The organism is Pseudoalteromonas sp. SR44-8 (genome assembly GCF_014163635.1).
GTDB classification, from domain to species: domain Bacteria; phylum Pseudomonadota; class Gammaproteobacteria; order Enterobacterales; family Alteromonadaceae; genus Pseudoalteromonas; species Pseudoalteromonas rhizosphaerae.
This window is the reverse complement of record NZ_JACJDS010000048.1, coordinates 1-14,104: the sequence shown is the minus strand read 5'-3', so window position 1 is coordinate 14,104 and position 14,104 is coordinate 1. Positions and strand designations below refer to the sequence as shown.

11 protein-coding genes are annotated in these 14,104 nt (G+C 38.2%); 6 read left to right on the top strand and 5 right to left on the bottom strand.

The genetic code is table 11. The features are described 5' to 3' along the window. Positions 1-759: 759 nt before the first annotated feature. From H5183_RS19115 to H5183_RS19105, 3 genes are all read right to left on the bottom strand, one after another. Positions 760-1,458: a 2OG-Fe(II) oxygenase family protein gene (locus tag H5183_RS19115; RefSeq protein ID WP_182732450.1), complete on the bottom strand. Its 699-nt coding sequence runs from the start codon at positions 1,456-1,458 to the stop codon at positions 760-762. 66 nt (positions 1,459-1,524) lie between these two features. Then, on the bottom strand, positions 1,525-4,299 hold the full coding sequence (locus H5183_RS19110) for a TonB-dependent siderophore receptor (RefSeq protein ID WP_182732449.1): 2,775 nt from the start codon (positions 4,297-4,299) through the stop codon (positions 1,525-1,527). A 279-nt stretch (positions 4,300-4,578) separates the two neighbouring features. After that, positions 4,579-6,954: a DNA polymerase II gene (locus H5183_RS19105; RefSeq protein WP_182732448.1), complete on the bottom strand. Its 2,376-nt coding sequence runs from the start codon at positions 6,952-6,954 to the stop codon at positions 4,579-4,581. A 60-nt stretch (positions 6,955-7,014) separates the two neighbouring features. Between H5183_RS19105 and dinG the strand changes: the two genes are divergently transcribed. From dinG to H5183_RS19075, 6 genes are read left to right on the top strand one after another with little or no spacing between them, the layout of a single operon-like run. Continuing rightward, entirely contained in the window at positions 7,015-9,090 is a 2,076-nt protein-coding gene (gene dinG, locus H5183_RS19100; protein ID WP_182732447.1) for an ATP-dependent DNA helicase DinG, read from the top strand. Further along, positions 9,090-9,866, top strand: coding sequence for a TSUP family transporter (locus tag H5183_RS19095; RefSeq protein ID WP_145240961.1), 777 nt, complete (start codon positions 9,090-9,092; stop codon positions 9,864-9,866). Before dinG ends, H5183_RS19095 begins: the two co-directional genes overlap by 1 nt. Before the next feature lies 1 nt (position 9,867). Further along, complete coding sequence (locus H5183_RS19090) at positions 9,868-10,488, top strand: primosomal replication protein (RefSeq protein WP_145240963.1); 621 nt, start codon at positions 9,868-9,870, stop codon at positions 10,486-10,488. 2 nt (positions 10,489-10,490) lie between these two features. Next, positions 10,491-11,393: a histone deacetylase gene (locus H5183_RS19085; RefSeq protein ID WP_182732446.1), complete on the top strand. Its 903-nt coding sequence runs from the start codon at positions 10,491-10,493 to the stop codon at positions 11,391-11,393. A 38-nt stretch (positions 11,394-11,431) separates the two neighbouring features. Then, positions 11,432-11,704: a late competence development ComFB family protein gene (locus H5183_RS19080; RefSeq protein ID WP_145240967.1), complete on the top strand. Its 273-nt coding sequence runs from the start codon at positions 11,432-11,434 to the stop codon at positions 11,702-11,704. Beyond that, positions 11,697-11,864, top strand: coding sequence for a DUF2496 domain-containing protein (locus H5183_RS19075; protein WP_145240969.1), 168 nt, complete (start codon positions 11,697-11,699; stop codon positions 11,862-11,864). The genes H5183_RS19080 and H5183_RS19075 overlap by 8 nt, the downstream gene beginning before the upstream one ends. 32 nt (positions 11,865-11,896) lie before the next feature. On the opposite strand, the gene H5183_RS19070 is transcribed toward H5183_RS19075, so the two are convergent. Further along, positions 11,897-12,931 carry an isoaspartyl peptidase/L-asparaginase family protein gene (locus H5183_RS19070; RefSeq protein ID WP_145240971.1) on the bottom strand — a complete coding sequence of 345 codons (1,035 nt, stop codon included), beginning with the start codon at positions 12,929-12,931 and terminating at the stop codon, positions 11,897-11,899. Positions 12,932-13,054: 123 nt separating this feature from the next. Further along, positions 13,055-13,759 carry a SapC family protein gene (locus H5183_RS19065; RefSeq protein WP_182732445.1) on the bottom strand — a complete coding sequence of 235 codons (705 nt, stop codon included), beginning with the start codon at positions 13,757-13,759 and terminating at the stop codon, positions 13,055-13,057. Positions 13,760-14,104: the final 345 nt, after the last annotated feature.

Genomic DNA, 14,104 nt, shown 5'->3' with positions numbered 1-14,104 from the left:
TCAGGTACAGCCAAAGGTCAACACTTATTTAACTTTAAATCCATCAACTTTACAGTTAAGGAACAAAAAAGCACAACTAATAAACAATATAAGCAACTGTTTTTATTGATTATTAATTTTATATTTACATTTATCGAAAAGACTAATACAAATAAATTAACAAGTAATACATTCAATAATTGAATCAAAACCCTTAATTCTTTAATTTTATTAGTTAAGACGATTTCTGTATGAAGGGAATAAAATGAGTTAGCGGCAAATTGACGGAGATTTTTCAAAAGGTAGTTTTGTAACAGTATTTGAAGACCATACCTCATCATTCAATAATTTAAGACAGAATTTTGCTACATGTTATATGACTCCGTTTAATATTTTTTCAAATACTGAAAGGTAAAAACTTAGTTGAAAATCAGACATAACTATTAAAAGGCGTTATACATGTAATAGCATCATAAACTAGTAATTCTACATTGGTTATTAACAGTTCTACTTAGCTTTTTTCAGTATTGAATAAAACATAACAAAAATTAACGAATTTAAAAAAGTTAACCGAGTTTAATATCGATAAGTTTTTCTTAATGTAAACTTACCCTTCATTTATACCACTTCAATTAAAATAATTTTTAGTCAATTAAATACAAGCCGAAAACTACCATATTTTCGTTATAATACTAATTAATTATCGCTGCTTAAATTTAGGTAAGTTCCCGACCTGCTTTAATAAAAAAATAAAAACCAAAAGATGCCTTAAATATAAGGCTAAATTACATTAAACCAACCAGTAATAGAATATCTTGGATACTTTGCGAAAGGTGTTACGTAACTTACTGAATGTGGTAAATTTACATCAAATAAACTAAGAGTATTATTTTTCGGAAAAAACGTATCAACCATCCCCCCTTCAGCATTAAAAAAGTGTAGTAAACCACCCCAATCAGGATGCCAGTTTGGTGTAAAACCAAATACATAGGCAATAGCTCTACCTTCACTAGGTAGCACATCATTATGCCTTGTTAAAAAATTACCTGATATATAGCGTGTCACTTGTACACTTGCACTAATTACATTTTCATTACCAGTGATCTGTCGAATAAAATTAAGGCAAACATCTGAATTCAGATAATTAAAAAGAGCTTTATATAAAGAAAATTCTGTATTTTTATTGATATTATGTCGCCCATAAAAAAAGCCAATTCCATTTGAAGCATCTTTATAGATTGTCCTTTGGAGTTCTCTTTTTTCTTCTGTAGTCATATTCCCTAATTCACGATCTGAAGATTGAATATATTTACCATCTATAGCAAAAGCATTTAGAAAACTCGTCTTATTTTCGATCGCTTCGTGCAAAAGTGATGCACTTTCATCTGTCCATACGTCTGAGAGCATGACCCTTTTATTTTTCATATACTCTTCTTGTATACTCTCCAGCTTTTCACTTATATTTTTTAACTCAACCATTTTTTACCTCATAAAAAAAAGCCACTCTAGAGTGGCTTTAAATTAAATTAAATTATTAATAATGCATTAAAATTTAATAGTTGCTCGTAAATATACAAAGCGATCCATATTTACATCATACTCAGTAACTGAGAAGTTGTTTGTAGAGATAGCTATATCGTTATTGCTATATTCTGGTGATGGTTCTTTAGCGAATAAATTCTCAATACCTAGTGTTAACTTAGTATTATAAGCATCTAATGCGTAGCCTACTGAAACATCATGTACAAAGTAAGAACCGATCTCCGCTGCCATACCTGGGTAGTTTTCAGCACCATATAAAACATCGTAATAGTTCTGTAAACGATCTACATAACGAGTTTGCCAATGAGCGTCAAAATCACCCATCGACCAATCAACTGCAAATGTACCTTTATATTCAGGGTAACCAGCATCACCATACTGAATCCCAACTTGATCTTCACCATCAAATTCATTCGTCATCACATATGACAAGTCTAGTGACGTTTTAAAGCTACCGTATTCAGTATCAAATTTATAGGCTGTAAAGAAGTCAATACCTTCTACGTTGTATGAACCTGAATTTTGTAGGAAGTTACGTAAATCAACAACATTACCGTTTGCATCGCGATCAATATAATCACAAGACTGAGCATTATCGCCTGTTGAACATTCATTCAGAAGTCTTGAAGCACCATAACGACCGATTGAGTTTGTAACTTCAATATCATAATAATCGATTGTGAATTCTAAACCATCAACATAACTTGGGTTATAAACAATACCAAATGTTTTTGATTCTGACTCTTCCGGCTTAAGATCTGGCGATGATACATTTGTAATACGAATTTGAGTATTTGCTTGTGCATAACCATCTGGTACACCAGCACAACCTGGAAGATTAGGAACTGCACCCTCAACTGAATTACATGGATCTGTTAGTGTTGGATATGAATCAGCATTACCTGCATATAAATCCGAAATTGAAGGAGCTCTATAACCTTCAGCCCATGTACCACGAAGTAAAATGTCGTCGATTGGACGGTATTCTACACCCACTTTAGCAGTAGAGTTGCTACCATATGCACTGTGATCTGAGAATCGAATTGCTGGTGAAATAGTTAAGCCTTCAAGAACAGGAATTGATAGCTCAACATATGCCTCGTCTAAGCGGAAACCACCAGAAGTAGCATCACGTTGGTTACCTGACGTTTCACCACTTTGCGTTAGTGGATCTGGAGTATCATAACCAGTCTCTTCACGACGCTCTAAACCGATAGCCATACCAACTACACCAGCTGGTAATTCAAATGCATCACCCGCAAAGTTTACTGTATAATCTTTTAGCTCTAAACCTTCACGCGATACGCTATCAAACGTTACGAAATCAACCATTTCCGGTGTAATTGAACCAGCACCACCAAATAAGTTAAGCGGTACACATGACGTTGATGCGTTACAGTTATCACCAAGTGCCTGATTAATACGCGTTAAATTTAATAGACCTGTTGTTAATACGTCTTGGCTATTTTTACCGTATATATATGATGCATCCCAAACCCAAGATGTATCGCCAACATTACCCTCTAAACCAACCATTGCGCGGTATGTTGTATCATTTTGTTTGTAAATACGATTACCTGCTTCTACAAATCGACGTTGACCTGCATAAGGTACATATCCGTCAACACCAGAACGTGCGCCATCACCATATAAAGTTTCACCGAAAGGGTTATAGATATTATTTGCATGAATATCTACTTTACTTGCAGATGCACCAAAAGACGCACCAATAGTAAGTGGCATTGCAGCTAATAACTGAGATGACTCACGGTTTGTCATCATGAAATCAGATACTACTCTAAGATCATCAGAAAGGTCATAAAAAGCTTGTACGTACATACTATTACGTACTTGTGGAGTCGACAAATAGTTTTCTGGTGCATAGTTATACACATCACCACTGCGATCTCTGAATGAATCAATGCCTACACCTGAACCAGCACCATTTGGAACTAAATCGAAGCCAGCATTAGATTTTCCAGCGTTATTTTCAGTATAACCTTGAGCTAGCAAATCATTTCGAAGTGAATCTGAAATAGCACTAGATGTTAAACGAAGACGGCCTTTTTCTGTTGTTGAACTGTTACCCATTGATGAGATATCACGATCACCAGCCCAAATTTCAGCTTGAGTAACGTGGCTAAGGTTCATCATCAAGCCACCTTTATCAGAGGTGGTACCAATTGTTAAATCAGCTGAATATTGACGGCCATCGTTATATTTTAAGTTTTCACCACCATAAACTGAAAGCTCTGCACCTTCAAAATCTTTACGTGTGATGATGTTCACAACACCAGCTATCGCATCTGAACCGTAAATCGCTGATGCGCCATCTTTAACAACTTCAACACGTTCAATTGATGCTGCTGGAATGGTATTTAAATCAACTGTTGAACCTAAAGATGATATCCAACGTTTGCCATTCACTAAAACCAATAGACGCTGTGCGCCTAGGTTACGCAAATCCATGTTAGTTGAACCATTACCGCCATTATTAAATGCAGTATTCAATGCAGCACCTGCGGCAGGGATTTGCTGTAAGATATTACCGATACTGATCTGGCCACTTGCAGCAATATCTGAACGGTCTAGTACAAGTACAGGACTAGCACTTTCTAAATCGGTTCGTTTAATACGAGAACCAGTAACTTGGATACGTTCTACTTTATCAACACCTTCTTCTTCTGCTGCGAATGAAGTTGCTGAAAATGCAGCTGTTGATGCTGCACCAAAAGCGATCGCTAAGCGAACTGCCTTTGAAACTTTATTATTTAACATTTGATTCTCCCTGGACCACTATATTGTGGGTTATTTTTATTTAGTTTTTGTAAACTATCGCAACACTTAATGTTGCAACTGCACAATGATAGTAAACAAAAAAAACCAAGATGCCAACATTTGTTCACATTAATTTAATTTAAATGTGGGGTAAAATCGATAACATACTGAAAAAAGGTACTAAAACGACTAAAATAGCAACAGTGATATTTAAAACACTTTCCTATGTATACTTTTTAGCAACAAAAACAGCTCAATAATACCCATATTTGGAACTATCTAAAGGAGTTGTAATTGTATTTTATTAGACGAGTTAAAATCTTTATTCAAGGGAAGCAGGATCATTTGTGCGATTGGTTTGAGTTGTTTTTCTACATAAATTGCATAGTCATATTTTTGACTTGTCTGGGTTTGCTGCATGTTTGCATAGAGCTCTGCACCAATATGGGTGTACACATATTCAACAATTTGGCCTTTATTAATGACAAACTCAGGGTGAGTTGCTTGGTATTTTTTGACAGCTTGGACTTGAGGAGGGATGTTTTTTTGATAATCAGCCAAGTGTTGGCCGAGTTTTTTTCTGTATACGAGTTTGTCGTCAAATTCCCCAGCATACAAACGCGTAATGTAACTTTCAATAATCGGTGTTAACATTTCAACAGTAAAACTGTCGCTGAATAAAGTTTCAAACAGTTTGGTTTGAAATTCATGCGCTAATTCTGTCCAGTCACTTCGCACGGTTTCCATGCCTTTGAAAATTAGCTCTTTTTTATCTTCGCATTGTACCTGGCCAACATAACGTTTTTTTGAGCCGGTGGTTTTGCCACGGATAGTCGGCATAAAGAATGGGCTATAAAGTGTTTCGAATTCTATTTCTAAATAACTTTGTGTCGCAAAGCGCTGTTTTATTGTTTGCTGCCATTTTTCATTAATAGTATTCGCTAATTGCTTGCCAATTTCTTTGCAGTTATCTGAATCAAGTTCATCTGGTAGGCTCACAAATGTTGAATCGGTGTCACCATAAATAACAGTATAACCAAGCTCTTCGATCCACAGTCTGCTAGTTTGCATTATTTCATGACCACGCAAAGTAATAGAGCTTGATAAGCGTGGATCGTAAAAACGACACCCCTTTGAACCTAACACCCCATATAAACTGTTCATGATGATTTTTATAGCTTGCGATAGCATGGGCTGAGCAGTGTTTTTTGCATGTTGCCTTGATGAGGCTAACTTTTTTATTAAATTAGGAAGGTGATGCTCAGTGCGAGAAAAAAAAGCGTCTTTAAAACCTGCAATCGCGTTATCAGGCTCCTCTAAGCCGCGAATTAACCCAAGCGGATCAATACAAAACGTTTGCATAATCGATGGATACAAGCTTTTAAAATCCAACACGATAACATTTTTATAAAGCCCAGGAATTGACTCCATCACAAAACCGCCTGGGCTTTCAAATGATAAGCCATGATCGCCTAGATTCGGTGCAACATAACCGCTTCGATGCAATAACGGTAAATATAAGTTAGTAAAAGCAGCCACTGAGCCACCCATTCGTTCTAACTCTAATCCTGTTAACTGCGTGCGAACAATAGCAAATTCAATGAGTTTTAACTTTGCAAAGATACGATTAACTAACACACAATCTTGACGGTTATACGCCGCTAGTGAGAGTTTATCTTCATTATATTGACGAATAATTTCACTCAAGCGGTTATCGCTTTGGATTAACTTTTTCTCGCCTAGTATTTTATGGCTCACATTAGCCAGTGAGAAACTATCAAAATGATAAGTAGCATTTTTTAGCGTATCTATGCCATCGATAACACAGCGCCCAGGCAGAGTTAAACGGGTAAAATGTCCTTCTCTGATCTGTAATTGACCATTACCTCGACCCAATAATAATTTAACGCCAAGGGCATCCGCGCGTCGATTAAGTACATTAAAATCAAATTCAATGACGTTCCAACCAATAATAATGTCAGGATCTGCTTGTTGTACCAGCTGTTGTAATTGAGTCAGCAAATCAATTTCATCATGGCACCAATGAATAGTCTGTTCACTCTGTTGTGGCTCGCCAACCATAATAACGCAATCAATCCCCTCACCTACTAAACCAACTGAAAACAACACGCCTTCACCACTGCACTCAATATCCAATGACAGCGTTTTAAAACGTGGTTTATACGAATCAGCTGCTTTTAGCTGGGCATTGTCGATTTGGATAAAGCCAGCTTGTTGAGTAACGTCGCCTGTCACCCACACCCCACCTCGAATAAAACGCTCCATTAAAAAGCGATCGCTGTGGCGTACATCACCTTCATATACTGTGATCTGGTTTTCTAAAAGCTGCCTTGCTTGATATAACGCTTGTGAGCTTGAAAAATAGCAAGCGATGCATTGTTCGCCACTAAAGTGTTTAATCGCAACGTCTTTAAATTCGACATTGATATTGTGCTTTAATAACAACTGAGCAGCTAAAGCACGTTGTTTTATTAAAATAAAAAATACCGCTTGTTGATTTGGCACTAACACTTTTATTGGACCGTGATCAGAGCTTAGCCAATAGCACAGTGTGATCCCGCTATGGCGGCTATACTTATCAGCAGAATATTGTTGCCTAGAAAGTATAAAGCCTTGATAGATTGCTTGTGTCAATGTTCGATCCCAATTAATATACAGCACTGTGATTATATACATACTTTAGGTTATTAACCCATGCTTTCTGATGCATTAAAAACAACGATAAGAAAAATTCACAAGCATGTGGCCGATAACCTCAGTGATTATCGCCCTCGCAGTAGCCAAAATTACTTAGTAGCCGAAATTGCAAAAACACTGGCGGGCGAGTACCACAAAAAACAGCGGATCTGCGTTATTGAAGCTGGTACTGGTACGGGTAAATCGCTGGCTTATTGTTTAGGTGCATTACCGCTGGCGCTTGCACAAAAAAAGAAGTTAATTATTTCTACTGCAACAGTAGCTCTGCAAGAGCAATTAATAAGTAAAGAACTCCCCTTTTTTAAAAAACATTCAGGCCTTGATTTCAAGTTTGATTTAGTCAAAGGCCGCCAGCGCTACCTATGTGCACACAAGCTACATAATGCGGTTAATGGTGACAATCAAACACAAATGGACTTTATGCCCACCCTTACTTCGCCATTAAGTGCGATGGAAACTAAATGTTTGCAGCAACTCTATGATGCTTACACCAATAAAAAGTGGCAAGGCGATCGAGACAGCTGGGCAGATACTATCCCTGATCGCGTTTGGGGATTAATTGCTTGCGATAAACATGCTTGTCAAAGACAAATGAAAGCACATCAAACCTGCCCTTTTCAACTTGCTCGTCAACGCTTGATGCAAATGGATGTATTAGTGATTAACCATTCATTATTATTAGCTGATCTTGATTTAGGTGGCGGGAAAATTCTGCCCGAGCCAGATAATAGTATTTACGTTATTGATGAAGCTCATCATCTTGCTCATATTACGCGTGACTTTTCATCTGCCGCAGCGACGATTAAAGGCACCATTGATTGGCTTGATAAACTCACTAAATTTAGTGGCAAAATGGCCAAAGTATTAGTAGGTCAAAAAGCCATTGGGCAAAATTTTAAGCTCTGTGACAGTATTAATGATGCCAATAAAGACTTAAAAGTTGTTCGCGATATTTTGGATAATGCCGATTTTAACTATTCAAAAGACGATACATACCGATTTGAACATGGTGAAATACCTGAATCGTTACACGCTAAAGCCAAAGATATCAGCGAGGCGACCCTCGATGCTCTGCGCTGCTTAAATAAAATGCACGATACCTTAGTACAAGATGTCAGTGATGGTGATATCAAACCCTATGTTGCCGATCCTATTTTAGGCGAAAGCGGTCATTACATTAATCGTTTAGAGCAACTAAACAAACTTTGGTATAGCTACGCCACCAAGGGTGAAGGCACACCACATGCACGTTGGATAAAGCGTTTAGAATACAAAAACCATCACGACCATCTACTCAGCGATTGCCCTATTGAAGTTGGCTACTATTTAAAAGATAAACTGTGGCGACAATGTGCCGGTGCGGTTTTATGCTCAGCGACCCTGACTGCACTTGGTTCATTCGATCATTTTGCTTACGAAAGCGGTCTTACTAAAGAAGCAGGTGTAAAATACTTAAAAGTACCTTCTCCGTTTGATTATCCTAATCAAGCCACTTTGCACATACCAACATCACACATCGAGCCGACCGATAAAGAATTTAGTGATCATCTGGCCAAAGTATTGCCGGATCACTTAAATACGCAACATGCTAATTTAGTGTTGTTTGCGTCTTACTGGCAAATGGATCATGTAGTAAAAGCTTTGCGCGCTAAACACCTCGACATTTTAGTACAAGGTGAAATGTCGCGTGAAGCACTGTTAAAGCAACATACAAAGAATATAGATGCGGGTAAAGGCAGTATTTTATTTGGCACACAAAGCTTATCCGAAGGACTCGACTTACCGGGTAAATACCTTGAGAACTTAGTGATCACTAAAATTCCATTCGCGGTACCCACCTCCCCCATTGAAGAGGCACAAGCAGAGTTTGTACAAAGTAAAGGGGGTAATCCGTTTTTATCTATCACGGTGCCTGATGCGGCTAAGAAATTAGTGCAAAGCTGTGGTAGACTGCTGCGTAAAGAGAACGATCAAGGGCGCATTACAATCCTAGATCGCCGTTTAGTGACCAAGCGATATGGCAAAGCCATGCTTGACACATTACCACCCTTTAAAAGACAAATAGATTATTAATGTTTGAACTTGCACTAGACCCAACAACCTGGGCACTTCTTTGCGCAGTGGCACTTGCCGCAGGCTTTATAGACGCAATAGCCGGTGGTGGTGGCATGTTAACCGTGCCAGCACTTTTAACAGCAGGATTGCCGCCCCATTTAACACTTGGCACTAACAAATTAGCCGCTAGCTTTGGCTCACTCACAGCAAGTGTTACTTACTTCCGTAAGCAATTATTTAATCCTCGATTCTGGGCAGCGTCAATTATAGCAACCGCCATTGGCGCTTTACTTGGTACCCTTATTGTTGACTACCTGAGTATTGAATTTTTAAACAAACTACTGCCTATTGTTATCATTATGGTAGCCTGCTACAGCTTATTTGGCAGTTTAAGTACGGTAGAACATGATCAATTACCACCATTGAACAAAACAACTAAAATAAAACAATGGCTACAAGGCTTAAGCTTAGGCTTTTTTGATGGCTTGGCAGGCCCTGGGACCGGGACTTTTTGGACTGCATCAAATAGTTTACTCTACAAAATGAGTTTACTGCTAAACTGTGGTTTAGCCCGTTCAATGAATTTTGTGTCAAATTTTGTATCACTGATTACTTTTGTAGCGCTTGGTCATGTTAACTTTTTACTCGGCATCACAATGGGCTTCTTTTTGATGTTTGGAGCCTGGCTTGGAGCTCATTCAGCAATTCGGTTTGGCAGTAAGTTTATTCGTCCTGTTTTTAATACTGTGGTGATAATTTTAGCGTTAAAACTAATTTACGAGGCTTATTTATAAAATGCGAACAGCTTCTTTTGATAAGCTTTGCCAACAAGTTGCAACCTTAAAGCAGCATGCTGAGCAATTTGATAAAGCCAAGTTATTTGCTAAAAACCGCTATATGCAGGCACAACCCAGTTTATTTGACCGAGGTGTGTTTACTACTAAAAGCATGAAATTAGTTGATTATGTGTTAGAAATTGAAGATGAAGTTAATAGCCTTCCACCACTGGAGCGTCGCCATGCTCATAATTATGCTTTAGAGCGTATCGGTAATCAGGTGCAAGCCGTATTTAACGTCATTAAATCAACCCCTATTTGGGAAAAAGAAAACAAAAGCACTTACAAACCCCGTAGTAAAACCAATAATAAATCGGCACCTTACCAACAAGCTGTAAAACAAATTATGCAACCCGCCCATGAGCTATATGACGAACTCAAACAAAATCATGAGTTCGAGCGTCGCTTAGTGCTAATGGTTGAAGAATGTAAGCTAAGAATGCAAAATGTGGGTCCTGTAAAAGCAAAAGCCATTAATTTAGAGATCCTTGCTCTTCATGGCCGCCTTGGTCGCTGCCGTAAGGCAATATCTGCCACCGAAGAAAAAATTCAAATAGTTGAAAAACAACAATTACGCTAGCTATGACTGTTTTTTATCATCCACTATACTCTGCGCTTGAACTGCCTTTACGACATCGTTTTCCAATCGCTAAATATAAATTGCTAAAACAAGAAATTGCAGAGCTTGGTTTTACTGACTTTATTAGCCCAAATAAAGCGACTAATGAACAGCTCCAGCTTTGCCACAGCCATGAGTATGTTGAACGCTTTATTAGCGGGCAGTTAACTGACAAAGAAATAAAGAAAATGGGTTTCCCATGGTCAAATCAACTGGTAGAGCGCACTTTATTTTCTGTTGGTGCAAGTATTCAAGCCTCTGAATACGCTTTAAAAACGCAGCTGGCGGTAAATCTCAGCGGCGGATATCATCATGCTTATAATGCTTACGGCAGTGGTTTTTGTATTTTCAACGACCTCGCGGTTGCCGCCGCTCATCTCATTAACACTGAGCAAGCATCAACGGTGCTGATTTTTGATTGTGATGTACACCAAGGTGATGGCACAGCAGAAATTTGTGGCTCTCTTGATGGAGTGATTAGCTGTTCGATTCATTGTCAGCAAAACTTTCCACGTTTAAAGCAGCATTCTGATTATGATTTCTCACTCAACACTGGCTGCAGCGATAATGAATATTTAAAAACAGTCGCTAATGCCTTGGATTTTTGTATCCGTCTTCATCAGCCTGATATTATTTTATATAACGCCGGAGCTGATATTTGTAGCCAAGACGAATTAGGCTATTTTGATGTTAGTTTAGAGGGTGTATATCAACGCGATTCGCTGGTTTTAGCAACCTGCAAACAGCACTCAATTCCTTTAATGTGCGCGCTCGGTGGCGGTTATCAGCGAGATACACAAAAGTTAGTTGAGGTTCATAAGTTGCTTTTTCAAGCGATTGTCGATTTATACCCGCACTTGGTATAAACTAAAAACAGCTTAATACTACCAAGGTAGATAACACAGTGCGATTACATGACGACATACACAATTACTATGAAAAAATTATGATTGAAGAAATCATTAAACGACAACTTGAAAAGCATTATAATGAAGACGTAATGGCTGATTTTTGCTGTACTGTATTAAACCAACTACCTGCCCGATACATTCGTTATGATGTGGATATGGAGTTTTACTTACCACAGGTCGAACGGATCCATATGGAGGAACGAGTAAATATTGCCATTGATGTAGCAATCAGCCAAATAGCGAAAAAAAAGGGCGGACATGAGTAAAGAGTTAACCCAAGCACCTACACACGTAAAATTAGCCGTAGACTTAATAATGCTGCTTGAACAACATGAAGTTGCCGCTGATGATGTGCTCAAAGCACTTGAAATAATCAAAAGCGATTATGAAAAAAAGCGCCTCAATACTAACATACAGCCAGCATAATTTTCTGGCTGTAGTACATTTGCATAATCGTATTATTCGTCTTTAAAAATTGCCACGTAGGTCGCTTGCGTATTCGATTTACTGGCCCGATACATACCACTAGTATTAAACGGTAAACTGATATTACCTTTACCATCAACGATGATCACTCCTCCAGTACCACCAATGGGCTTTAGCACACTATTAATCACTTCATCACCCGCTTGTGTAATAGTCTTACTTTGATATTTAACTCGTGCGCAAATATCAGCCGCGACGTTATAACGAATGAAATACTCGCCGTGGCCAGTGGCAGATACCGCACATGACGCATTTTCAGCAAATGTACCTGCACCAATTACAGGGGCATCACCAATGCGACCAAAACGCTTTGCAGTCATCCCACCCGTTGAAGTACCTGCCGCCAAGTTACCATTTTTATCAAGTGCAACAGCACCCACAGTGCCCATTTTATAATTGACGGGTAACGCCTGATGCGCAGCTTGATAATCTTTACTGGTAGCTTTGGCTTTATCTAGTTTTTCTTTTGCTTTTAATAACGCTTTATAACGGTTATCCGTATCAAATAAGTTATTTTCGACCAATGGAACGCCCTGCTCTTTGGCAAACTCTTCAGCACCTTGACCACTGAGCATCACATGAACCGATTCTTCCATCACCAAGCGCGCTAAATTAATCGGGTTTTCAATATGTTTAACACCCGCAACAGCGCCCGCTTGACGATCACGACCATCCATAATTGACGCATCTAATTCATGGCCGCCGTCATAGGTATATACCGCACCTCGACCGGCATTAAAGTATGGCGAGTTTTCTAATACATTGATTGCAGCGGTTACTGCATCTAGGCTTTCGCCACCTTGCTCAAGTACTTTATAGCCAGTTTCTACCGCCTCTTTGAGTTTAGAGCGATAAGCTTTTTCTTGCTCTGGAGTAAAACGGCTTTTTTCAATCGTGCCCGCCCCACCGTGAATAGCTATAGCCAAAGGTGTACTAGCGCTTATGGCTAATGGGCTAAACGTTATACAGCACGCACTAACTAAAGCGCTAAAAAGTGACTTGTTCATACAGGTAGCTTGTGTTGGAAATAAGTATAACCAATGTGAATAAATTGGCGCTAAATTACAACCCTAACCAGATAAAAGACATAAAAAAAGCGCCCAAAGGCGCTTTTTAATATTTCGTTTAAATTACGCTTGTTGCGCTTTCAAACGAGCTAAACGTGCTACTTGATGCGTAGACGTTAAGAAAGAGAAAATAGGCGCTAAATAACCACGCTTACGAAGCTCTATAAAGTCTTCGTCGCTTAACTCGTTAAGCTTTTTCTCATCAATAAGGTAAATACCATTAATGTCTTTTTTCTCGCCTTTAATATCAACTGTTAGTGTTTGCGCTACTAAAAGCTCTTTATCAGCAAGATATTTTGTGAATGCTTCAGTTACATGAGAAAACTCAATAAATGATACAAGTGCTTCTTTACGACGTTTTAAGTAATCTGTCTCTTCACCGTTTTCAAATAATGCATTTCCTTCAGTTTCACCCACTAATGGGCTTGCTTCGTCAATCACAATACCATATTGATCTTCTTGTGGGTGTTTAACTAGACCCAGTGGGTAGCGTGTTGTTGCCATAGGAGCAAACGCTGCAGTCCACTTACCGTCTTTTACAAAAAGGTTTTCGCCAGGCTCTAAACCAAACATAGCTACAGCTTGAAATTGACCAGTCTCGTTATTTTTTACGAAAGACATTGGAAACTCATTTGCTACACGCGCGAACTCATGTGCAACGACAGGCACTAAGTGTTGAGTTTTTAAAAATTCTACATTGATGCCGTTTTGAATTTTAGTGTTGGCATGCTTTTCATTGTGTAAAGGCTGTACTTGTTGCTCCGCCATGTTACTGCTCCGTTATTAATAAGTTTATATTTTTGCTGTTAGTACCCTAAGGCTAAAGGTTTTGCCACAAAAATGGAAGTGAAAATTTTGTGTCAATTTGCATGTTACCAAGTAAAATAAGCCTCTCAAACAGTTGCATACAGATAAAAAGTTTATCGTTGTTTTATAGCTTCCTAAAAAGTATATGGCTGATAATAACCATTTTTAAAAAAGCTATGAATTAATTAGTTGACGTTGAGTACTATTAGCTAAATTCCTTAATACTGCTCTCTGTATAGCTTTTTCTTAAATCTATTATATTTTATTCATAAAAAATAAAATTACTGTTAATTTTAATTTTAATTT